Source organism: Ralstonia sp. R-29 (assembly GCF_049913345.1).
In the GTDB taxonomy this organism is placed as follows: Bacteria; Pseudomonadota; Gammaproteobacteria; order Burkholderiales; family Burkholderiaceae; genus Ralstonia.
Map to the genome: position 1 here is coordinate 2874522 of NZ_CP184377.1, position 21478 is coordinate 2895999.

Genomic DNA, 21478 nt, shown 5'->3' on the forward strand with positions numbered 1-21478 from the left:
TCGTCACCGCAGCTTCAGCGTCGACAGGCCGATCAGCACCAGCATCATGGTGATGACCCAGAAGCGCACAACCACCTGCGTCTCCTTCCAGCCGGAGAGTTCAAAGTGGTGATGCAGTGGCGCCATGCGGAACAGGCGTCGGCCTTCGCCGTAACGCTTCTTGGTGAACTTGAACCACGTCACCTGCAGCATCACCGAGAGCGTCTCGGCCACGAAGATACCGCCCATGATGAAGAGCACGATTTCCTGGCGCACGATCACGGCAATGGTGCCCAGCGCCCCGCCCAGCGCCAGCGCGCCGACGTCACCCATGAACACCTGCGCCGGATGTGCGTTGAACCACAGGAAGGCAAGGCCCGCCCCGGCCATTGCAGAGCAGAAGATCAGCAGCTCGCCCGCGCCCGGAATGTGCGGGAACAGCAGGTACTTGCTGTAGACCGCGCTGCCCATCACGTAAGCAAACACGCCCAGCGCGCTGCCCACCAGCACCACCGGCATGATGACGAGGCCGTCCAGGCCGTCCGTCAAATTCACGGCGTTACTCGAACCAACGATGACGAGGTACGTGAGGATGATGAAACCGAACACGCCCAGCGGGTAACTGATCTCTTTGAAGAACGGCACGATCAGGTGCGACTTGGCCGGCAGATTCAGCGACAGGCCGCTGCGCACCCAATCCAGAAACAGTTCCAGCACGCGCATGTTGCTCGTCTCGGACACCGAAAACGCCAGGTACGCCGCAGCAAACAGACCGATCAAGGTCTGCCAGAAGAACTTCTCGCGCGAGGACATGCCCTTCGGGTCGCGGTGCACGACCTTGCGATAGTCATCCACCCAGCCGATGGCGCCGTAGCCCAGCGTGACCAGCAGCACGATCCAGATGAAGCGGTTGCCCCAGTCGGCCCACAGCAGCGTGGACACGGCAATGCCGATGAGCACCAGCACGCCGCCCATGGTCGGCGTGCCGGCCTTGACCAGATGCGTTTGCGGGCCATCCGTACGCACGGCCTGGCCGACCTTCAAGGCGGTCAGGCGACGGATCACCCACGGCCCGAACCCGAGGCCGATCACCAGCGCCGTGAGCGATGCCATCACGGCGCGGAACGTCAGATAGTTGAAGACGCGCAGGAAGCCGTAGTCGTTCTGCAGCCATTGCGCCAATGCCAATAACATGGGTTCTTACATCCCTTTAATGCTTCTGTTGCGTGGAAGAGCCGGCCGACGATGCTGTAGCCGGGTCTTTCAAGACCAGCGCTTCCACAATGCGTTCCATCCGCATGAAGCGCGAGCCCTTCACCAATACCGTCGCGGCCGGTGCAATGGCCGGCACGCCGTGTTCAATCAGGTCTTCGGCCGATGCGAAATGCTGTGCGCCGGCGCCAAACGCGTCCACCGTGTGGCGCGCGAGTTCGCCCGTCGCCAGCACGGCATCAATGCCGCGCTCGCGTGCGTACGCGCCGATCTCTTCGTGGAAGGCCGGCCCTTGCGAACCGACTTCGCCCATGTCACCCAGCACCAGCCAGCGCGGTGCCGGCAGCGTCATCAGCGCATCAATGGCCGCGCGTACCGAATCCGGATTCGCGTTGTAGGTGTCGTCGATAACCAAACCGCCATGTGCGCCGGGCTTGCGCTGCAGCCGGCCCTTGACCGGCGCGAAGCTGCTCAGCGCTTGCGCAATCACTTCGGGCGCGACGCCCGCAGCCAGTGCGCAGGCCGTCGCTGCCAAGGCATTGCGCGCGTTGTGCAAACCCAGCAGCGGCAACGTGATGACGAACTGCTGACCGGGCGCGTGCACATCGATGCGTTGGCCCTCGGCGGTATCCGTCACCTTGCCCGTCACCGCACCGGCTTCGATGCCGAAATCCAGCACGCGACGCGATCCTGCAGCCGCCTGCCATACCGCTGCATATTCGCCGCCGTTGGCCGTATCGCGCGGAAACACCGCTACGCCATCGGGCGGCAGCGCGGCCAGCACAGCCGCGTGTTCTTCGGCCACCGCTTCCACGCTGACCATGAACTCTTGGTGCTCGCGCTGCGCGTTGTTGATCATCGCCACGGTGGGCTGCGCGATGGCGGCGAGCACGGCCGTCTCGCCCGGATGATTCATGCCGAGCTCGAGCACGGCCAGTTTGTGCTGCTTGTTCAGGCGGAACAGGGTGAGCGGCAGGCCGATGTCGTTGTTGAAGTTGCCGGCAGTCGCCAGGCGGGCGTCTTCGCCCACGGCCTGCGCGAAGATCGCGGAGATCATCTCCTTGACCGTGGTCTTGCCGTTGCTGCCCGTCACCGCCACGACCGGAATCGGGAACTGGCGGCGCCAGCCGGCGGCAAGTTCGCCCAGTGCAATGCGAGTGTCGGCCACGGTCAGCACAGCGACGCCGGACACATCCAGCGTGGCAGCCGGCGCGCGCGATACCAGCACTGCGGCGGCGCCACGCGCGACCACCTCGGGCAGGAAGTCGTGCGCGTCAAAGCGCTCGCCGATCAGCGCGACGAACAGATCGCCAGGCTGTACGGCACGGCTGTCGGTCGTTACACGCAGGATGGCGGCGTCGGGCCCGGCCAAGTAAGCGCCGGACATCCAGGCGGCGGCATCGGCAGCGCGCATCATCACGGAGCTCATGCGTTCACCCCGCGGGCAGCCAGTGCCAGGCGCACGTGTTCCTGGTCGGAGAACGGGCGCTTGCGGCCCGCAATCTCCTGCGTCGATTCATGCCCTTTGCCAGCCACGACGATCACGTCATGGGCGTCGGCGTGCCGCACCGCGTGCAGGATGGCGGCAGCGCGGTCTTCGATCTGCGCTGCGGCGCGCGGGTTGTCCATGCCGTCAGAAATCTCGTCGAGGATGTGTTGTGGGTCTTCGCTGCGCGGATTGTCGGAGGTCAGCACCACGTGCTGCGCCAAACGCTCGGCGATGGCGCCCATCTGCGGACGCTTGCCGGGGTCGCGGTCGCCGCCGCAGCCGAACACGGCCCACAGCTTGCCGCCGCGCGCTTCGGTGATCGGCGCAAGTGCGCGCAGCGCCTGCTCCAGCGCATCTGGCGTGTGGGCGTAGTCGACCACCACCAGCGGGCCATCTTCGCCGCCGAAGCGTTCCATGCGGCCGCTCACGGGCTGCAGCTTTTCCAGGCGCGCGATGGCGTCTTGCCACGGCACACCGGCTGCCAGCAGCGCGCCCAGCACCGCCAGCAGATTCGATACGTTGAACAGGCCAACCGTCGGCGCATGCACGGTCGCTTGGCCGAAGCTGCCATCCACGTCGAACGTGGTGCCGGTGCGATGTGCGCGCACGTTGGTCGCGCGCAACCAGTGTTTGGCGCCGTGCTGCGCGGCAGCTTCGCCATCAATGCCGTATTCGATGGTTTCAACCTCGGCGCGGGCGTTCTGCAGCAAGCGCACACCGGCCGCGTCGTCGCGGTTGATGACCGCCGCACGCAGCCCCGGCCAGCCGAACAGGCGCGCCTTGGCGAGCTCGTACTCGGCCATGGTGCCGTGGTAGTCGAGGTGGTCTTGCGTGAGGTTGGTGAACACCGCAATGTCGAATGCCGTGCCGTCCACGCGACCCTGCTCCAGGCCGTGCGACGACACTTCCATGGCGATGGCGCGGGCGCCCGCGCGGTGCAGATCGGCCAGGCTGTGCTGCAGCTGGATGGCGTCCGGCGTGGTGAATCCGGTCACCTGCAACGCATCGACAAACCCGGTGCCAAGCGTACCCACCACTGCGCAGCGCTCGCCCTGCTTGGTCAACGCCTGGGCAATCCACTGCGAGCACGACGTCTTGCCGTTGGTCCCCGTCACGCCAATCACTCGCAGCGCCTCCGGTCCTGGCACGCCGTACCACTGCGCCGCCAAAGGCCCCGCCAGTTCGGCCAGGCCGTCCACAGGAAGGATGCGGACAGGCGCATCGGCCGGCATCGCATAGCCATGGGCCTCGGCCAATACGGCGGAGGCGCCGGCCGCGATGGCCTGCGGAACGTGCGGGCGACCATCGCCACGCTGGCGCACGTTGCCCAGCACGTAGGCGACAAACACGTCGCCCGTCTTGAGCTTGCGCGTGTCGCTGGTGAGATCGGCCCCTGCCGGCACCTGCGCGCGCAGCCAATCCACCACGGGCGCGAGGCGCGAGGCGATGGACGGACGAGCGGACGTCGGCTTGGCGGTCATTGCAAGCCCCCCACCGGTTCTTCCGGCACGTCCGGGGTCATCACGAGCTGACGCACGGGTGAATCCGGCGGCACGTTCAATGCGCGCAGCGTGCCCCCCGCGATCTGCGAGAACACCGGGCCGGCCGCCCCACCGCCGTAGCGGTTGCCCACCGTGGGCTCATCCACACTCACCGCCACGATGATGCGCGGGTTCGACATCGGCGCCAGGCCAATAAACGAGGCGCGGTACTTGGAGCGGTCATAGCCGCGCCCGGTGTGCTTCCAGGCGGTGCCGGTCTTGCCGCCCACGCGGTAGCCCATCACTTGCGCCTGGGGCGCGGTGCCGCCGGGCGCCGTCACCGTTTCCAGCATCTGACGGACTTGCCGCGCCACCTCCGGCGAGATCACGCGCTCGCCCTGCGGCGACTGGCCGTTGGTGCGGTACATCGTGACGGGAATCAACTCGCCGTCGTGCGCGAAGATCGTGTACGCATGGGCAATCTGGAACAGCGACACCGACAGGCCGTAGCCATACGACATGGTCGCCTGCTCGATGCGACGCCATTTGTTGGCCGGGCGCAGCCGCCCCGCCACCGCGCCCGGGAAGCCGATCTTGGGCGCTTGCCCCAGGCCGACGCTGGTGAACATGTCCCACATTTCCTGCGGCTTCATCGTCATCGCAATCTTGGTCGTGCCGATGTTGCTCGAGTGCTGAATGACCTGCGCGACCGTCAGCGTGCCGTAGTTGCCGGTATCGGAAATGGTGGCGCCTTCAAAGCTGTATTTGCCGTTGGTCTGCACCAGCGTGGTCGGTGTCACGCGCTTGAGCTGCAGCGCCAGACTGATGGTGATCGGCTTCATCATCGAGCCGGGCTCGAAGGTGTCGGTCAGCACGCGATTGCGCAACTGTTCGCCCGACAGGCGACTGCGGTCGTTCGGGTTGTAGGTCGGATAGTTGGCCAGCGCCAGCACCTCGCCGGTCTGGGCATCCAGCACGATGGCGCTGGCGGCCTTGGCCTTGGTGCGCTCCACCGCGGCCTTGATCTCGTTGAAGGTCAGGTACTGGATCTTGGCGTCGATGGAGAGTGTCTGGTCATGCCCATCGCGCGGGGCCTTGAGCACGCCCACGTCTTCCACCACGCGGCCCAGGCGATCCTTGATCACCTGACGCTGGCCAGCCGCACCGGCGAGGTCCAACTCGCGCGCCAGCTCCATGCCTTCCTGGCCCTTGTCCTCGACGTTGGTGAAGCCGACGATGTGCGCCATCGCCTCCCCTTCCGGGTAGAAGCGCTTGTACTCACGCGTCTGATAGATGCCGTCGATCTTGAGCGCGGCAATCTGGTCGGCCACATCCGGCAGCACCTGCCGCTTGAGGTAGACGAAGCCCTTGTCTTCGCCCAATTTGGCAGCCAGCTCCTTGCCGTTCATGCCGAGCAGCTTGGCGAGCTTCTGCATCTCAGCGCTGGGCACGTTGTCGGGCACGTCTTCCGGCACGGCCCAGATGGCCTTTACCGGCAGGCTAGTCGCCAGCACCAGGCCGTTGCGATCCAGAATCTTGCCGCGCGTGGCCGGCAGCTCCAGCGTGCGCTGGAAGCGCTTCTTGCCTTCAGCCTCGTAGAAGCGGTTGCCCGGCCCCTGGATCCACAGCGCACGGCCGATCAGCGCCACGAACGCCGCGAACATCAGGAACACGACCAGCTTCGAGCGCCACATCGGCAAGCGCAGGCCCAGCACCGGGCTGGCCGAGAACTGGCCCAGGCGTGCGCGCGCCGTGGTGCCGTTTGGTTTGCGTACGCCGCTCATGGCTGAACTCCAGAAGCCGTGGGCGCGCTTGCCGCAACGGAGGAAGCCTCCGGCGCCGGCAAATCAGCAAACCCCTGCAGATACTGCGTGCGGCCCGCCTGCGCGGGCGACATCTTCAATTGCTTGCTCGCAATGTCGGCAATGCGAGCGCTCTTGCCCAGCGCGCTTTGCTCATATTGCAGGCGCGACCAGTCGATATTCAGTTGCTTTTCTTCCGCCTGCGCGCGATCCAGCGCGACAAACAGTTGCCGCGCCTGATGCTGTGCGTTGACCAGCGACAGTGCACACAGCACCAGCGCAGTCAGCAGGAACATGTTCAGGCGGTTCATATCCGGCGGCCTCGTCGATCAGCAGCGCTCAGCCACGCGCATGATGGCCGAGCGCGCGCGCGGGTTGGCCGACACCTCGGCCTCCGAAGGCTTCACACGGCCAAGCAGGCGCAACTGCGGCGCCGGCAGCTCATGCGCACGCAGCGGCGCCCGACGCAGTTCCGGCGCGGCGGATTGCTCCGGGCGCGCCAGGGCCTGCATGAAGCGCTTGACGATGCGGTCTTCCAGCGAATGGAAGCTGATCACGACGAGACGTCCCCCCTGTTCCAGACGATCAAAGGCGGCCTTCAGACCGGTTTCGAGGTCCGCAAGCTCTTGATTGACGTGAATCCGTAAAGCTTGAAAGGTGCGGGTCGCAGGGTCTTGACCCTTCTCGCGTGTTTTGACGGCTTGCGCCACGAGCGCGGCAAGCTCGGATGTGCGATCGAGAGGACCTCGATCCCCGGATTGGCCCCGGCGAGCAACAATCGCCTTTGCAATCTGTACAGCAAACCGTTCTTCCCCATAGTCCCGTATCACCCTCGCAATGTCGCGCTCATCAGCCTCAGCCAGCCATTGGGCTGCGGTGATGCCGCGCGTGGTGTCCATCCGCATGTCGAGCGGGCCATCCATCCGGAACGAGAAGCCACGTGCGCCTTCGTCGATCTGCGGCGAGCTGATGCCGAGATCGAGCAGCACGCCGGCCACCCGTTCAATGCCGCGCGCATCCAGGCACGGGGCCATCTGCGCGAAGCTGTCATGCTCAATAGCGAAGCGGGCATCCTCTACGGTGCCCGCTTCGGTGATTGCTGCCGGGTCCTTGTCGAAGGCGACAAGTCTGCCGCCGGGCCCCAGCCGCTCCAGGATGAGCCGGCTGTGCCCGCCTCTCCCAAAGGTTCCATCTATATAGATACCGTCGTCGCGCCAGATCAGCGCGTCGACCGCTTCGTCTAAGAGCACCGTTTGATGGCGCAGTCCCGTACTGGCTTGGGTTGTCATCTCGCGTCATCAAAAGGAGAAATTCTTGAGGGCGTCGGGCATGCCTTGCGCCATGGCGGCTTGCTCCTTCGCGGTGTACGTGGCGGCGTCCCAGACTTCGAAGTGGCTGCCCATACCGAGCAGCATCACGTCGCGCTCCAGGGCGGCCGCCGCGCGTAGTTCAGGGGTGATAAGGACACGACCTGCAGTATCGAGTTCCACATCGGCAGCGCTACCCAGGAAGATCCGCTTCCACCAGTGGGCTTCCATCGGCAGCGCAGCGATGCGCTCGCGAAAGCGTTCCCACTCGGGGCGCGGAAACAGCATGAGGCAGCCGTCCGGGTGCTTGGTCACAGTCACCCGGCCCTCGGCCTGCAGCTGGAGCGCTTCGCGGTGCCGCGACGGAATGGACATCCGCCCTTTGGCATCCAGCGTCAGCGCCGACGCACCCTGGAACACGTTGGATTCTCTCTCCGGACAGCGGACTGTACCGCCGTCAACTGGCCCTCAAAACGGCCTCTTCAAACCACAAAACTACACTTTCTGACACTGTTTCCCACTTTAGAGGAACGATTTTAGGCGGTCAAGGCTTGCGGGGGCCTGCGAGAGGGAAAATTTGCAATCAGAACAATGACTTAGCGTGACCCCGAAAACAGCCCGCTAGACTTTTCCCAATCAAATGAAGGAGATAGCGTGGATTATGGAGAAACCACGTGAGAGAACGCCGCGCGGCCGCTACCCTCGCGGCGCGCAAAACACCGCCACGGTCTGACTCGGGCGAACGGGGGAGCGTGGCACGCCGTCGGGCGACGGCGCGGGCATCAGATACGGTAGGCGGTGCTAGTCATGACGCGTGACGCGGCACGCATGGCTTGTCGGATGGGCGCAGGGAGATCGATGCCACCGGCCTGGCGCGCGTTGTCGCCGTGGCGGATTTCGTCGTCGCGCATCTGGGCGACGATGGCGCGCGAGCGAGTGTCCTGTTCGGGCAGCTTGTCGAGATGGCCGTCGAGGTGATGCTCGACCTGGCGCTCGGTCTCGGCAACGAAGCCCAGGCTGATCTTGTCGCCAAGGCGGCCGGCTACGGCACCGATGGCGAAGGCGCCGGCGTACCACAGGGGGTTGAGCAGGCTCGGGCGGTCGTTCAACTCTTGCAGGCGCTGGGCGCACCAGGCGAGGTGGTCTTCCTCTTCGCGCGCGGCTTCGTCCAACTGGGCGCGGATGGCAGGATCGCGCGCGAAGAGCGCCTGCCCTTGGTACAGCGCCTGGGCGCAGACCTCGCCGACGTGGTTCACGCGCATCAAGCCGGCAGCATGGCGGCGATCGGCCTCGGAAAGCTTGGCGGCATCGTCCATTTGGGAGACGACGGCATCGGCGGGGTTCGGACGGCTGGCGCGGGTCACGCCGGCCACGGCGCGCAGGGCGCGGTCGAATTCGGGGAGGAAATGATCGAGCATGCGGATCGAGCCTGAGAACGCGCCGCAGCAACGGTGCGGCGCAGACGTCATTGTAAGGCCGCCGGCCAGCTCGGCTTTGCTTGCGATCAGATCCACGGCGACCAAACACAACTGTACGGGATAACCCGGCTGGAGCGCGGATCGCATCCAAAACCGCGAGGAATCGCCGGCGCACATCGAGCTTCTATTTCTGATTCGGAAACAGCCTGTTGCCCCGATCAGACAGCAAACGGGCGTTTACGAACATTCGTTCGCAAATTTCGACCGAGCCCTGTAACGCGTTGCTACATTAGTTAGCGACTTCGTTTGAAAGTCATGGGGCGGGAAGACGGGAACGGAGGGTCTGCCTGCCACCGAACTCAATACATAAGATCTGGAGACCGACCGATGAAGAAATCGCTGCTGGCATTGGCAGTGCTGGGCACGTTTGCGGGTGTTGCGCAGGCGCAGTCGAGTGTGACGCTGTATGGCGTGGTCGACGCCAACGTCGAATACGTCAACCATGAGCAGAACGTAACGGCGGCGGGCGTCGCCATTCCGGGCAGCAGCGGTTCGCGCCTGGCGATGCAGGCGGGCGGTCTGTCTTCCAACCGTTGGGGCTTGCGCGGTGTCGAAGACATCGGTGGCGGGCTCAAGGGCCTGTTTGTGCTGGAGTCGGGCTTCGGCATGGACACCGGTACGCTGCAGCAAGGCGGCCGCCTGTTCGGCCGGCAAGCCTTCGTCGGTCTGCAAGGCAACTGGGGCAAGATCACGCTGGGTCGTCAATACACGACGATCTTCGACATGATGGCCAACTTCTCGCCCAGCGGTTACGCCACGCAGTTTGAGCCGGTGGTCGGTCTGCTGGGTCCGAACTTCCGTGAAGACAACGTGATCAAGTACACCGGCGCGTTCGGCCCGCTGACGGTCGAAGGCCACTGGGCGTTCGGCGAGCGCGCCGGCAGCCAGACCGCCAACTCGGCCTACGGTATCGGCGCGAACTACTTTGCCGGCCCGTTCGGTTTGGGCGTGGCGTATGACGAAGTGAAGGTGCTGACGGCGGCGGAAGCGCTGGGCCTGTCCGGCGGCAACGACTACGCACGCGACAAGCGCGCCGCGATTGCCGCCAGCTACACGGTCGGCCCGCTCAAGGTGATGGGCGGCTATCGCTACGGCAACACGCAAACCCAGTCGACGGGCGCCGTGTCGGCCCTGCTGCCGCACCGCGACGACCTGTACTGGCTGGGCGTGAACTACCAGGCGACCAACGCGCTGGGCCTGACGCTGTCGTACTACTACGACAACATCAAGGAAGCGACCATTGGCACCACGGTGGTCAACCCGCGCAAGCCGCAGCAGTGGAACTTCATTGCGGACTACAACCTGTCCAAGCGTACCGACGTGTATTTCACGGCGGCTTACTCGCGCAATGCGTCGCTCAACTGGGATTCGATCGGCTATGCGCCGACGGCCGCCGGTCAGCAGTCGATCGGCTATCTGCCGGCGGCGTCGCAGACGTACTTCATCACGCCGGAGTCGAACAGCCAACTGGGCGCGGCCGTCGGTATTCGTCACAAGTTCTGACGCGCTGTTTCGCTTTTGCCCGCCGCCCCTCTCCTTGGCGGGCGCAGGAAGGCACCTTCGGGTGCCTTTTTGCATGGGCCGCCGTTGAGCGAGCCTGCGGCCCGGCGCACAATGGGCGGCCTTCACAATCACAACAACGCGAACCCCACGGGAGACCCCTATGTCCTCTTCGACTTCGCCAACTCTGGCCACGCCCGCCACTGCTGCGGCAAGCCAGACAAGCCGCTCGCGCATCGTCTTTGCGGCGTTCATCGGCACGGCTATCGAGTTCTACGATTTCTACGTCTATGCGACAGCCGCAGCACTGGTGATCGGGCCGGTGTTCTTCCCGCACGGCTCGGCCACGGCGCAGGCGCTGTCGGCGTTTGTCACGTTCGGCATCGCCTTTATTGCGCGGCCGATCGGCTCGTTCCTGTTCGGTCACTTTGGGGATCGCATCGGGCGCAAATCGACCTTGGTCGCGTCACTGCTGGTGATGGGTGTGTCGACCACCCTGATCGGGCTCGTGCCCGGCTATGACAGCATCGGCACGCTTGCACCGGTCCTGCTGTGCGTGCTGCGCTTCGGCCAGGGCATTGGCCTGGGTGGTGAATGGGGCGGTGCGGCTTTGCTCGCTACCGAGAATGCGCCGGCGGGCAAGCGTGCGTGGTTCGGCATGTTTCCGCAGTTGGGGCCATCGGTGGGTTTCCTGGCGTCGAACGGGTTGTTCTTCGGATTGGCGATCGCCCTGTCGGACGAACAGTTCCGCAGTTGGGGCTGGCGCATTCCGTTCCTGGTGAGCGCGGTGCTGGTGGCGCTGGGCCTGTATGTGCGCTTGAAAATCGCCGAGACGCCCGCCTTCCAGGCCGCGATCGATCGGCAAGCGCGCGTGAAGGTGCCCATCGCGGAACTGCTGGCGCGCCACTGGTGGCCGACGCTGCTGGGCGCGCTCGCCATGGTGGTGTGCTACACGCTGTTCTATATCTCGACGGTGTTTTCGCTGTCGTATGGCGTGAGCACGCTGCACTTCTCGCGCCCGAGCTTCCTGGGGCTGCTGTGCCTGGCAGTGGTGTTCATGGGGCTGGCGACGCCGCTCTCCGCATGGGCGTCAGATCGCTTTGGGCGTAAGCCGGTGCTGATTGTCGGCATCCTCGCTGCCATCCTGTCTGGCTTTACGATGGCGCCGCTGCTCGGTAGCGGCCAGACGCCGCTGGTGGCGCTGTTCCTCATCATCGAGCTGTTCCTGATGGGCGTGACCTTCGCGCCGATGGGTGCGCTGCTGCCGGAGCTGTTCCCCACCAACGTGCGCTACACGGGCGCGGGCGTGTCGTACAACCTGGGCGGCATTCTGGGTGCGTCGATTGCGCCGTATATCGCGCAGGTGCTGGCGGCACAGGGCGGCTTAAGCTGGGTGGGGATGTATGTGTCGATGGCGGCGGCCGTCAGCCTGATCGGCGTGCTCTGCATGCGGGAGACGCGCAACGCGAGCTTGATGTAAGCCGCGTCAGTCCCACGAACCGCCGCCGGAGCGCCCGCGCTTGATGTCGCTACGCGCGCGCTTGCCCTCCAAACGGCGGATCTTGGAAGCGCGCGTGGGCTTGGTGGCAATGCGCAACTTGGGCACCGACAACCCAGTCGCGATGAACGCTGCCAACCGCTCACGGGCATCCTGGCGGTTGCGGTCTTGGGTCCGGAACCGCTGCGCGTCGATCACGAAGACACCCTCGTCGGTCAAACGGCGGTCGCGCTTTGCCAACAGGCGAGTACGCACAGCCTCCGGCAACGAGGGCGATTGGGCGATATCAAAACGCAGTTCCACCGCCGTCGATACCTTGTTAATGTTCTGCCCACCGGCCCCGCTCGCGCGCACGAAGCGCTCGACCAGCTCCGATTCCGGAATGGACAGATGGGGCGTGATTTTGAGGTCGGTGGTGGGCATGGCGGGATTGTAGTTCGCCAGAATGCGCATCCACCGAGTTCGCCTGGAGAGATCAACGCATGTATCACGGAGAACGTTTCAACGGCTTCAGCCACCTGGCGGGCGCCATCCTTGCCGCCGCCGGCATGGCGGTGCTGGTAACGTCCTCGGCGCTGCACCACGACGCCTGGAAGGTGGTCAGCTCCGTGGTCTACGGCACCACGCTGGTCCTGCTCTACACCATCTCGACGCTGTATCACAGCCTGCGCGGGCCGGCTAAAAGCATCTTCCAGCGGCTCGACCATTGCGCCATCTACCTGCTGATCGCCGGCAGCTATACGCCGTTTGCGCTGGTGACGCTGCGTGGCCCGTGGGGCTGGACGCTGTTCGGCGTCAACTGGGCGCTGGCGGCCATCGGCATTGCCCAGGAGCTCTGGATCGGCCGCCGCACGCGCGTGTTCTCGCTGCTGATCTACGTGGTGATGGGTTGGCTGGTGCTGATTGCCATGGGGCCGTTGGCGGCTGCGCTGCCGGCGGCGGGCCTGTGGTGGCTGGTGGCAGGCGGTGCGCTCTATACCGCGGGCATCGGCTTCTTTGTCTTTGACGAGCGCGTGCGGCACTTTCACGGCATCTGGCATTTGTTTGTGCTGGCGGGCAGTGCGTGCCAGTTCATCAGCATCCTGCTGTACGTGGGCTAAGGCGGGGCATCTGCGATCGCGGCGCAACGCCTCGCCGCGATCACGCATCTCAGCTTCAAGGGCACATCAGGTCTGCACCCCATGCCCGAACTGTGCCCGGTACAACGAAGGCGTCAGCGCAAACCGGCGCCGGAATGCCTTGGCCAAATGGGCTTCCGAGCCAAAACCGGTATCGCGCGCGGCGCGTTTGACGGACTCCCCGGCTTCCAGTCGCGCCTTGGCCGCCTGTAGCCGCAGAGTCTCGAGAAACGCGCGCGGCGTCATGCCGGTTTCTTTGAGGAAGCGACGGTGAAAGCTGCGCGGAACCTCGCCGGCGGTCTCGGCCATGCGCTCCACGTCGATCGGCTCGTGCAGGTGCGCGCGCAGCCAGTCAATCAGTTCGGCGTACTGGCCAGATTGCGCTTCCAGCGTCAGTGAATACTGCGATTGGTTACCCATCCGCCGCACGGACAGGATGAGCTGCTTGGCCACCCGCGCGGCCACCCAGCGCCCGAGATCCTGTTCGACCATCGACAGGCACATGTCAATGCCGGCCGTCACGCCGCCCGAGGTCCACACCTTGCCGTCCTGCACATACAGCGCATCGGGCTCGACGGCCACGTCTGCGTAGTACCGCGCCAGCAAATGCGCCGACGCCCAGTGCGTGGTGGCGCGATGCGTGTCGAGCAAACCCCACTGCGCCAGCACGAACGCGCCGGTGCACACCGAACCGAAACGCCGCGCCAACGCACAGGTATTGCGTGCCCATTGGGCCAGCGGCGCGTCGGTGGCGGCCACAACCAGCCCGTCGCGTTCGCCGCCCGCAATGATCAAGGTGTCGACGTCTGCGGGAGCCAGCGCCGCCAGTGGCTCGGTCTCCAGCGCGATGCCGTTGGAGGAACGCACGAGGCCGCCCGTTGAGGAAACCGGCACCACCCGGTAGGCCGGCTCCGCATGGAAGGCGTTGGCCATGGCGAACACATCGGCGGGGCCGGCCACGTCCAGCATCTGCACGTGCGGATAGGCGAGTACGGCCACAACCCGCGGTGATGACGGGTGGGCACTCCCGTCGGATGTTGAGGTTGCGTGGGCGTGGGCGTGGATCACGAAGTGAAATGGCGCATCTGGAAGTGGCAGAAATCGGCAAAGAATTGTCATTGCTGCCACTAGAGGGGTCAAGCTACCCTGCGCCTTCCTCGACTCGGACACCGATTCCATGCCCCTCCCCCGTCCACGTAAGGCTCGAATGACAAGAATGGTCGGCAGGGTCTTGTGCGTTTTACTCGTGGGGTTAGCGGCCTGCTTTGCGCAGCAAGTCCACCGCGACCCGGGCGGCGTGCCGGCAGCGCCGGATACCGTTGCAGCGCACGCCGTGCGAACGGCCATCCCCGCCAACCCACGTCACCCTGGGCGCACGCGACCGCTGGTGGCGGTCATCGGGCACAACACCAACACCGAGCTGACGGACTTCGTGGTGCCCTACGGCATCCTCAAGCGCGCAGACGTGGCGGATGTGTATGCCGTCGGCATGGAAGCCGGACCGATCCAGCTGTTCCCGGCCTTTCGTGTCCAGCCCGATACCGACGTCGCGGCATTCGACGCCCGTTTTCCGGAAGGCGCCGACTACGTGGTGGTTCCAGCGGTGCATGAAGACGACGACCCGGCCTTGCTCGCCTGGGTTCGCCGGCAATGGGATAAGGGCGCCAGCATCATCGGCGTATGCGATGGCGTCTGGGTGCTCGCACGTGCCGGTCTGCTGGCGGGTCGCCGTGCGACGGCTCATTGGTATGCGCGCAAGTCGCTCGTGCGGCAATTTCCCCAGACCGAATGGGTGTCGGGGCAGCGCTATGTGGTCGATGACCGCATCGTCACCACCACTGGTGTCACGGCGTCAGTGCCCGTGTCGCTGGCGCTGGTCGAAACGCTCGGCGGTGCGGAGCGCGCGCAGGTGGTAGCCGACGCGGTTGGTGCGCCAAACTGGTCCAGCGCGCATGCAAGTGAGGCTTTCCGGCTCAGCCCGCGACACGTGTACACGGCCGCTCACAACATGGTGGTGCTCTGGCAGCGCGAGAGTCTGGGTGCCGCGCTGCGTCCGGGCGACGACGATGTCGCCCTGGCGCTGGTAGCCGACACCCATGCCCGCACGTACTTCACACGCGTACTGGGCACCGCCGATACCTTGACTGGCGTGCGCTTGGCGAGCGGCCTCGTATTCTTGCCAGACCGCGCCAATGCCGACACGCAGACCCTGCAGCCGCTGATGGGCGCAACGCCAGCCCAGCCGCCACTCGTTGCACTGAACACGGCACTGACGAGCATCGCGCAACGACACGGCAGCGACACGGCCGCATTCGTGGCACTTCAGCTCGAATACCCGTGGCTCGGGGCGGAAGCGCGATGAAAAAAGCCGCGACGAATCGCGGCTTTTTCCTTGCAGCTACGCAGACTCACGCCCGCTTCTTCATCGCCTCATCCCGCAGTTCGCGACGCAGGATCTTGCCGACGTTGGTCTTCGGCAGCTCGTTGCGGAACTCGATGAACTTCGGGCGCTTGTAGCCGGTGAGTTGTTCCTTGCAGAACTCCTGCAGCTTCTCTTCAGTCAGCGTCGGATCACGGCGCACCACGAACAGTTTGACGACCTCGCCCGAGTGCACGTCCGGCACGCCCACGGCGGCCACTTCCAGCACGCCCGGGCACATCGCCACCACACCCTCGACTTCGTTCGGATACACGTTGAAGCCCGACACCAGGATCATGTCCTTCTTGCGATCGACGATCTTGGTGTAGCCGCGCTCGTCCATCACACCCACGTCGCCGGTCTTGAAGAAGCCGTCGGCGTACATGACCTTGGCGGTTTCGTCCGGACGCTTCCAGTAGCCGGCCATGACCTGCGGGCCGCGGATGCAGATCTCGCCTGCCTGGCCGATCGGCAGATCGCGGCCTTCGTCGTCGCGGATGGCGATTTCGGTGCCCGGGATCGGCAGGCCGACGGTGCCCGAGAAGGTGTCCGTGTTGGTCGGGTTGCAGATGGCCGACGGTGAGGTTTCCGACAGGCCGTACCCTTCGATGATCGGGCAGCCCGTTACCTCCAGCCACTTCTTGGCCACCGCTTCCTGCACCGCCATGCCGCCGCCATTGGCCACGCGCAGGTTGGAGCAATCGACGCTCTTGAACTCGGGGTTGTTCAGCAGCGCGTTGTACAGCGTGTTCACGGCCGGGAACATGTGGAAGCGGTACTGCTTGAGCACCTTGATAAAGCCCGGGATGTCGCGCGGGTTCGGGATCAGCACCGCCAGCCCACCCTTGCGCATCGACAGCAGACAGCACACCGTCAGCGCGAAGATGTGATATAGCGGCAGCGCGGTGATGGTGACAATCTCTTCGTCCGCTGCCAGCATGCGGCCATCGCGGCCGGGCTTGGTGAGCGCCGGATTCATCCACGCTTCGGACTGCAGCACGTTGGCAACGATGTTCCGGTGCAGCAGCGTCGCACCCTTCGACACACCGGTCGTGCCGCCCGTGTATTGCAGGAAGGCCACGTCGTCGGGGCCCACGGAGGTCGGCTTGAGCGTCTGCTTGGCGCCCTCTTGCAGCGCGGTGTTGAAGCGGATGCAGTTGGGCAGCTCCCACGCCGGCACCATCTTCTTGACGCTGCGCACGACAAAGTTGACGAGCATGCCCTTGAGGCCGCCGAGCATGTCGCCCATGCTGGCCACCACGATGTGCTTGACTGGCGTGTTGGGCAGCACCTGCTGCAGCGTCGTCGCGAAGTTCTCAAGAATGATGATGGCTTCGGCACCGCTGTCTTTGAGCTGGTGTTCCAGCTCGCGCGGGGTGTAGAGCGGGTTGACGTTGACCACCACATAGCCCGCACGCAGCACGGCGGCCAGGGCCACCGGGTACTGCAGCACGTTCGGCATCATCAGCGCCACGCGGGCGCCGGGCGCCAGGCCACGCGACTGGAGCCATGCCGCCAGTTGGCGCGAGTACGTATCGATCTCGCCGTAGGTCAACACCTTGCCCATGCATTCAAACGCACGGCGGTTGCGGTTCTTCTGAAACGAATCCTCAAGCAGATGGGCCAGCGATCGATACTGCGACGCATCGATGTCGGCCGGCACCCCAGCGGGGTATTGCTTCAGCCACGGTTTATCCATGGGTGTGTCTCCTGGGCGATTGTCGATTATTCGAATTTGCGAACTCGCGAATTTTGCGAATGGTCGTTCGTTTTTTTCGGCATCCTACGCGGATGTTTGTGTCAAAACAATAACTTAGACAGTTCCCTCAGGCCCTTGAGGCCGCTTAAAAAGGGGTGCATCAACCGCCGTTTGCATCACTTCCCGCTGCGGGCGCCAAGGCGCGCAACGCGGCGTCCCGCTGGGGTTTTGGCTCGCGCGCCAGCGCTTTGACGTCTGCATAGAAGCGCGCCCAGTCGCCGCCGTCCCGCTGGTACAGCGCCGTGAAGGCGGGCACCCATTCCAGGTAGCTCGCCACGGCGCCCAAGTGCGCATTCGACAGCGGCTGCGCAAACCAGCGGTCGTAGCCGGTATAGCCGCCCCAGCTTGCCTTGAGCTTGGCGTAATCCGTCTGCAGGCTCGCGAAGGTGGCGCGCTTGGCCGTTCGCTTCTCTTCGTCGGACACCGAGCTCGCGTACAGCGCTTCCAGCCGATCGCGGTACGCCAACAGCAGGGCGCGGAATTGTACGCGGCGGGCGTCGTATGTGGCGTATTCCGCGCGCGTTTCCGGGGTGGCGGCATCGGCCAGCCAGCGCGCGACGCCAATCGTCTCGACCGTGGTGGCGAAGGACTCGTTGAACGCGGTATCGCCCTTGGCGTAGGCCACCTGGTGCGCCAGCTCATGAAAAATCAGCCGCGCCAGCTCGCCTTCGGGCAGGCCGACGAAGGTGTTGAGCAGCGGGTCATCGAAATAACCCAGTGTGGAATACGCAGGAATGCCGGCCACATCCACGTCCAAACCCTGCGCGCGCAGCGTGTCGGCATAGGCCTCTGCGGCAGTGCGGTCGTAATAGCCGCGATAGGTCACACAGCCGACGATGAGGAAGCACCATTCCTTGAGCTTGACCGACAGCTCCGGCGCGGCAAACACGTTCCACACCGCGAACGGCCGCTTCAGATTGGCGTAGACGCGGTAGCTGCCGTTGTCTGGCAGCGCCAACTCGCGCGAGGCGTAGATGCGGATGCTGCGGGCATCCTCCAGCCGCTTGGCGAGCTTGTCGTTGTGCGCGATGCGGGCGTCTTCGATGGCCTTGTCGATCGGCTCGCGCTGCGCCATCAGCGAAAGGTGCCCGGCGACCGACTGATAGTAATAGCCGAGGGTGTCGCAGCCGGTCAGCAGTGCAAAACCGGCCAGCGACAGCATCACGCACAGCGCGCGAACGCCACGCATCGCGGCCTCGTCAGGCGGCCTGCGCGACAGGCGCGACCTCGACCAGGCAATCGTAGAAGGTGGGCGCCCGGCCCATGTCGGTCAAGCGCTGGCTGGTCAGCTCGTTGGCGTTGGTGCCGTCGGGCGCGAGCTTCTTCCACCAGATCGACAGGCCGACGACCACGCCGCGCCGGGCGCGGTCCGTCACGCGGGCGCGCGCCTGCATGGTGCCGCGGTCGTTGAAAATGCGGACGAGTTCACCATCGACCACGCCGCGTGCCTGTGCATCGTCGGGGTGGATGTCGAGGTGCGGCTCGCCCTCCGTGCTGCGCAGACTGTCGACGTTCACGAAAGTCGAGTTCAAGAAGTTGCGCGCCGGCGGCGAGATCATCGACAGCGGATAGCGCTTAGCCAGCTCCGGCGTGCTGATGGCCGATTCGTACGGCGGCACGTAGCCGGGCAGCGGGTCGAGGCCGTCTTTCGCCATCTGCTCGGAATAGAACTCGCAGCGGCCGGACGGCGTGCGATAGCCGCCACGCGCGAGCGGCGCGGCGGGGTGCGCCAGCTTCTGCCAGCCCTCGCGCTTGAGCGTTTCCCAGTCGATATGCGCGGCGACCGGATCATCGCGGCGGATGGCTTGCGCGGCAATCTCATCGTCGGAATCGGCGAAGCACGCGTCGTTAAAGCCCATGCGTTGCGCGATACGGCGGAAGATCTCGGTGTTCGGCAGCGACTGGCCCAGCGGCGCGATGGCCGCATTGTTGGCCAGCACGTAGGTGTGGCCATAGGCCCTGTGCACATCCACGTGTTCGAGCTGCGTGGTGGCAGGTAGCAGGATGTCAGCGTAGTCGGCGGTGTCGGTCTGGAAGTGCTCCAGCACCACGGTGAAGAGGTCTTCGCGCGCAAAGCCGGCGGCCACCTTGCGCGAGTCCGGCGCCACGGCCACGGGGTTGCTGTTGTAGACGACCACCGCCTCCACCTTCGGGCCGAATGCTGCATCGCCGGCATGCAACAGCGCATCGCCGATGGTGCTCATGTTGATGGTGCGTGGCACGTTGGGCCAGCTTGGTAGCAGGTCCGGCCGCTGCAGCCTGGCGTTATCAACCGGGAAGAAACCCGACGTGGACAGCTGCAGCCCGCCCGCCGCATCGCGCCACGCGCCCACCAGCGACGGCAGACACGCCACCGCACGCACGCCCTGCCCGCCGCCGTGCGCGCGCTGCATACCGTAGTTCAGGCGGATGGCGGCCGGTTGCTTGTCGCGCACGACGGTCGTGCCATACAGCTTGGCCAGCCACTCGATATCTGCCGCATCCACGCCGCACAGCGCGGCCGCATATTCCGGCGTGTACAACTGCGCACGCTCGCGCAGCGCTTCAAAGCCCAGCGTGTGATTGGCGATGTAGTCGTGGTCGAGCAGATCGTCGCGGATCAGTACGTGGATCATCGCCAGCGCCAGCGCCGCATCGGTGCCTGGGCGCACGGCCAGATGGTGATGGCACTTCTCCGCCGTCAGCGATCGATACGGGTCAATGGCGACGAGCGTGGCGCCGCGCCGCTTGGCTTCCTGCGCACGCGTCCAGAAATGCAGGTTCGACGCGATCGGGTTGGCGCCCCAGATCAGGATCAGCTTGGCGTCCTGCACGTGCTCGATGTCCATGCCCAGGCTCGCACCATACGTATAGCGCAGCGCCGTTGCGCCAGCCGACGCGCAGATCGTGCGATCAAGCAGCGACGCCCCCAGTTTGTGGAAAAAGCGCGCGGCCATGCTTTCGCCCTGCACGAGCCCCATGGTGCCGGCGTAGCTGTATGGGAGGATGCCTTCCGGTTTGCGCGCCGCAATGTCGCCCAGGCGCGCGGCGATGGTGTCGAGCGCCTCGTCCCAGGTGATGGGTTCGAACTTGCCTTCGCCCTTCGCGCCCACGCGCTTCATCGGCGTGAGCAGGCGGTTCGGGTGGTACGTGCGTTCGGTGTAGCGGTTGACCTTGGTGCAGAGCACGCCGGCCGTGGTCGGGTGGTCCGGATCGCCCTGCACGCGAGTGGCGCGGCCGTCCTCCACGGTGACGAGCAAGGCGCAGGTGTCTGGGCAGTCGTGCGGGCAGGCGGCACGGATGACTTGGGTGGACATCGGGGACTCCGGAGTAGTGGCGGCCCGATAACCTATGCGGCCGCGATGATCCGGAAATTGTAATCGCGCGCTACACGCCACGCTGGGGCGTGGAACCTCGGGTGACCAACCGCCCGGTCAGCAAGACACGGCGCGTTGGCAGGTCGGGCTGGGCAAGACGATCCTGCAACATCGCCATGGCCATGCGGCCGATGTCGTACACCGGCTGCTCGATCACGGTGATCCCGGGGCCAGCCAGTTCCGTCCACGGCTCGTTATCAAAGCCCGCCACGGCGATGTCGCGCGGCACTTCCAGCGACAGGCGGCGCAGCGCCCGCAGCACCCCCAGCAGCGATTGCGCGTTGCTGGCGACCAGCGCATCGGGCCGCTCACCGCTGGAGAGCCACGCCAGCGTTTCGGCCTCAGCCGCCTCGGCGGTGGGCAGGATGAAGCGCGTTTCGGCCGTCAGCCCATTGCGCGCCAGTGCAGAGGCAAACCCAGCCTGGCGCTCGGCGCCGGTGCTGCTGGTGCGCCCGAACAGCCCGCCGATGCGGCGATAGCCCTGCGATGCCAGGTGCTCAGCCAACCCTTGCGCAGCCTGCTGATTGTCGAGCACCACGGCATCGACGCCACAGGCCGGGCCGGCGCGGTCGATCAGCACCACCGGGTAGCCCAGGTCCACTGGTTGCTGCGCTTCGGCAATCCCCCGCGTGGGCGAGAGGATCACCCCGGTCACACGCTCCTCCGCCATCAGGCGCAGGTACATCGCTTCTTTCTCGGGGTCTTCGTCGGAGTTGCACAGGATCACACGCAAGCCGGCGGCATACGCCGCGTCTTCCACCGCCCGGCTGACGCTGGTGAAGAACGGGTTACGAATGTCCGACACGATCAGCCCGACGGTCTGCGCCTGCTGCGAGCGCAGCCGCCGCGCTGAAAGGTTCGGCCGGTACCCCGACGCCGCCACGGCCGCATCCACGCGCTTGCGCAATTCCACGCTCACCGGGCCGCCGGCCAGCGCACGCGACACGGTCGCCACCGACACGCCCGCCGCCGCTGCCACGTCCTTGATCCGAACCGTCATGCTGAAATCGTTTCCACAAAAACCTCATGATAGCGAAAGGCGACACCACCACCAATGTCGGCCAATCTCAGGGAAAACCC

18 protein-coding genes are annotated in these 21478 nt (G+C 65.4%); 4 read left to right on the forward strand and 14 right to left on the reverse strand.

From position 1 onward, the window contains the following. Positions 1-3 precede the first annotated feature (3 nt). The 8 genes from mraY to coq7 form a co-directional block, all read right to left on the reverse strand. Positions 4-1173 (reverse strand): phospho-N-acetylmuramoyl-pentapeptide-transferase, encoded by a 1170-nt coding sequence (mraY, locus tag ACN9M1_RS13545; protein WP_426395137.1) that lies wholly within the window; start codon positions 1171-1173, stop codon positions 4-6. Positions 1174-1189: 16 nt separating this feature from the next. After that, positions 1190-2620 carry a UDP-N-acetylmuramoyl-tripeptide--D-alanyl-D-alanine ligase gene (locus ACN9M1_RS13550; RefSeq protein WP_426395138.1) on the reverse strand — a complete coding sequence of 477 codons (1431 nt, stop codon included), beginning with the start codon at positions 2618-2620 and terminating at the stop codon, positions 1190-1192. Then, on the reverse strand, positions 2617-4161 hold the full coding sequence (locus ACN9M1_RS13555; protein ID WP_426395140.1) for a UDP-N-acetylmuramoyl-L-alanyl-D-glutamate--2,6-diaminopimelate ligase: 1545 nt from the start codon (positions 4159-4161) through the stop codon (positions 2617-2619). The genes ACN9M1_RS13550 and ACN9M1_RS13555 overlap by 4 nt, the downstream gene beginning before the upstream one ends. Continuing rightward, a complete protein-coding gene (locus ACN9M1_RS13560) occupies positions 4158-5945 on the reverse strand; it encodes a peptidoglycan D,D-transpeptidase FtsI family protein (RefSeq protein WP_426395142.1) in 1788 nt (595 codons plus the stop codon). Before ACN9M1_RS13560 ends, ACN9M1_RS13555 begins: the two co-directional genes overlap by 4 nt. Next, positions 5942-6274 (reverse strand): cell division protein FtsL, encoded by a 333-nt coding sequence (gene ftsL, locus ACN9M1_RS13565; RefSeq protein WP_426395144.1) that lies wholly within the window; start codon positions 6272-6274, stop codon positions 5942-5944. Before ftsL ends, ACN9M1_RS13560 begins: the two co-directional genes overlap by 4 nt. 18 nt (positions 6275-6292) lie before the next feature. Continuing rightward, positions 6293-7252 carry a 16S rRNA (cytosine(1402)-N(4))-methyltransferase RsmH gene (rsmH, locus tag ACN9M1_RS13570; RefSeq protein WP_426395146.1) on the reverse strand — a complete coding sequence of 320 codons (960 nt, stop codon included), beginning with the start codon at positions 7250-7252 and terminating at the stop codon, positions 6293-6295. A gap of 9 nt (positions 7253-7261) precedes the next feature. Beyond that, positions 7262-7690: a division/cell wall cluster transcriptional repressor MraZ gene (gene mraZ / locus ACN9M1_RS13575; protein ID WP_426395148.1), complete on the reverse strand. Its 429-nt coding sequence runs from the start codon at positions 7688-7690 to the stop codon at positions 7262-7264. Positions 7691-8052: 362 nt separating this feature from the next. Beyond that, positions 8053-8688 carry a 2-polyprenyl-3-methyl-6-methoxy-1,4-benzoquinone monooxygenase gene (coq7, locus tag ACN9M1_RS13580; protein WP_426395150.1) on the reverse strand — a complete coding sequence of 212 codons (636 nt, stop codon included), beginning with the start codon at positions 8686-8688 and terminating at the stop codon, positions 8053-8055. A gap of 387 nt (positions 8689-9075) precedes the next feature. Here coq7 and ACN9M1_RS13585 point away from each other — a divergent pair, with 387 nt between their 5' ends. Together ACN9M1_RS13585 and ACN9M1_RS13590 are read left to right on the forward strand one after the other, a co-directional pair. Then, entirely contained in the window at positions 9076-10251 is a 1176-nt protein-coding gene (locus ACN9M1_RS13585; RefSeq protein ID WP_426395152.1) for a porin, read from the forward strand. Between the two features lie 160 nt (positions 10252-10411). Next, the gene (locus ACN9M1_RS13590) at positions 10412-11728 is read left to right on the forward strand and encodes an MFS transporter (RefSeq protein ID WP_426395153.1); all 1317 of its coding nucleotides are present in this window, start codon (positions 10412-10414) and stop codon (positions 11726-11728) included. 6 nt (positions 11729-11734) lie between these two features. Here the strand turns inward: ACN9M1_RS13590 and arfB are convergent, their stop codons facing one another. After that, a complete protein-coding gene (arfB, locus tag ACN9M1_RS13595) occupies positions 11735-12169 on the reverse strand; it encodes an alternative ribosome rescue aminoacyl-tRNA hydrolase ArfB (protein WP_426395154.1) in 435 nt (144 codons plus the stop codon). 59 nt (positions 12170-12228) lie between these two features. Here arfB and trhA point away from each other — a divergent pair, with 59 nt between their 5' ends. Next, positions 12229-12846: a PAQR family membrane homeostasis protein TrhA gene (gene trhA, locus ACN9M1_RS13600; protein WP_426395156.1), complete on the forward strand. Its 618-nt coding sequence runs from the start codon at positions 12229-12231 to the stop codon at positions 12844-12846. Positions 12847-12912: 66 nt separating this feature from the next. Here the strand turns inward: trhA and ACN9M1_RS13605 are convergent, their stop codons facing one another. Then, positions 12913-13863: a GlxA family transcriptional regulator gene (locus ACN9M1_RS13605; protein ID WP_426395158.1), complete on the reverse strand. Its 951-nt coding sequence runs from the start codon at positions 13861-13863 to the stop codon at positions 12913-12915. A 232-nt stretch (positions 13864-14095) separates the two neighbouring features. Between ACN9M1_RS13605 and ACN9M1_RS13610 the strand changes: the two genes are divergently transcribed. After that, positions 14096-15226 (forward strand): DJ-1/PfpI family protein, encoded by a 1131-nt coding sequence (locus ACN9M1_RS13610; RefSeq protein ID WP_426395160.1) that lies wholly within the window; start codon positions 14096-14098, stop codon positions 15224-15226. A gap of 46 nt (positions 15227-15272) precedes the next feature. On the opposite strand, the gene ACN9M1_RS13615 is transcribed toward ACN9M1_RS13610, so the two are convergent. From ACN9M1_RS13615 to ACN9M1_RS13630, 4 genes are all read right to left on the reverse strand, one after another. Next, positions 15273-16982: a long-chain fatty acid--CoA ligase gene (locus tag ACN9M1_RS13615; RefSeq protein WP_426395162.1), complete on the reverse strand. Its 1710-nt coding sequence runs from the start codon at positions 16980-16982 to the stop codon at positions 15273-15275. A gap of 160 nt (positions 16983-17142) precedes the next feature. Beyond that, on the reverse strand, positions 17143-18231 hold the full coding sequence (locus tag ACN9M1_RS13620) for an aminopeptidase (RefSeq protein ID WP_426395163.1): 1089 nt from the start codon (positions 18229-18231) through the stop codon (positions 17143-17145). 10 nt (positions 18232-18241) lie between these two features. Continuing rightward, positions 18242-20338 (reverse strand): molybdopterin-containing oxidoreductase family protein, encoded by a 2097-nt coding sequence (locus ACN9M1_RS13625; protein WP_426395165.1) that lies wholly within the window; start codon positions 20336-20338, stop codon positions 18242-18244. 70 nt (positions 20339-20408) lie between these two features. Next, a complete protein-coding gene (locus ACN9M1_RS13630) occupies positions 20409-21398 on the reverse strand; it encodes a LacI family DNA-binding transcriptional regulator (RefSeq protein WP_426395167.1) in 990 nt (329 codons plus the stop codon). Between the last annotated feature and the right edge of the window lie 80 nt (positions 21399-21478).

Excerpts from the sequence above, each read along its gene's own strand:
- ftsL (WP_426395144.1), bottom strand. The coding sequence starts at position 6,274 with ATGAACCGCCTGAACATGTTCCTGCTGACTGCGCTGGTGCTGTGTGCA.
- ACN9M1_RS13555 (WP_426395140.1), bottom strand. The coding sequence starts at position 4,161 with ATGACCGCCAAGCCGACGTCCGCTCGTCCGTCCATCGCCTCGCGCCTC.
- ACN9M1_RS13550 (WP_426395138.1), bottom strand. The coding sequence starts at position 2,620 with ATGAGCTCCGTGATGATGCGCGCTGCCGATGCCGCCGCCTGGATGTCC.
- coq7 (WP_426395150.1), bottom strand. The coding sequence starts at position 8,688 with ATGCTCGATCATTTCCTCCCCGAATTCGACCGCGCCCTGCGCGCCGTG.
- ACN9M1_RS13615 (WP_426395162.1), bottom strand. The coding sequence starts at position 16,982 with ATGGATAAACCGTGGCTGAAGCAATACCCCGCTGGGGTGCCGGCCGAC.
- mraY (WP_426395137.1), bottom strand. The coding sequence starts at position 1,173 with ATGTTATTGGCATTGGCGCAATGGCTGCAGAACGACTACGGCTTCCTG.
- trhA (WP_426395156.1), top strand. The coding sequence starts at position 12,229 with ATGTATCACGGAGAACGTTTCAACGGCTTCAGCCACCTGGCGGGCGCC.
- ACN9M1_RS13625 (WP_426395165.1), bottom strand. The coding sequence starts at position 20,338 with ATGTCCACCCAAGTCATCCGTGCCGCCTGCCCGCACGACTGCCCAGAC.
- ACN9M1_RS13585 (WP_426395152.1), top strand. The coding sequence starts at position 9,076 with ATGAAGAAATCGCTGCTGGCATTGGCAGTGCTGGGCACGTTTGCGGGT.
- arfB (WP_426395154.1), bottom strand. The coding sequence starts at position 12,169 with ATGCCCACCACCGACCTCAAAATCACGCCCCATCTGTCCATTCCGGAA.
- ACN9M1_RS13620 (WP_426395163.1), bottom strand. The coding sequence starts at position 18,231 with ATGCGTGGCGTTCGCGCGCTGTGCGTGATGCTGTCGCTGGCCGGTTTT.
- ACN9M1_RS13590 (WP_426395153.1), top strand. The coding sequence starts at position 10,412 with ATGTCCTCTTCGACTTCGCCAACTCTGGCCACGCCCGCCACTGCTGCG.
- rsmH (WP_426395146.1), bottom strand. The coding sequence starts at position 7,252 with ATGACAACCCAAGCCAGTACGGGACTGCGCCATCAAACGGTGCTCTTA.
- ACN9M1_RS13630 (WP_426395167.1), bottom strand. The coding sequence starts at position 21,398 with ATGACGGTTCGGATCAAGGACGTGGCAGCGGCGGCGGGCGTGTCGGTG.
- ACN9M1_RS13560 (WP_426395142.1), bottom strand. The coding sequence starts at position 5,945 with ATGAGCGGCGTACGCAAACCAAACGGCACCACGGCGCGCGCACGCCTG.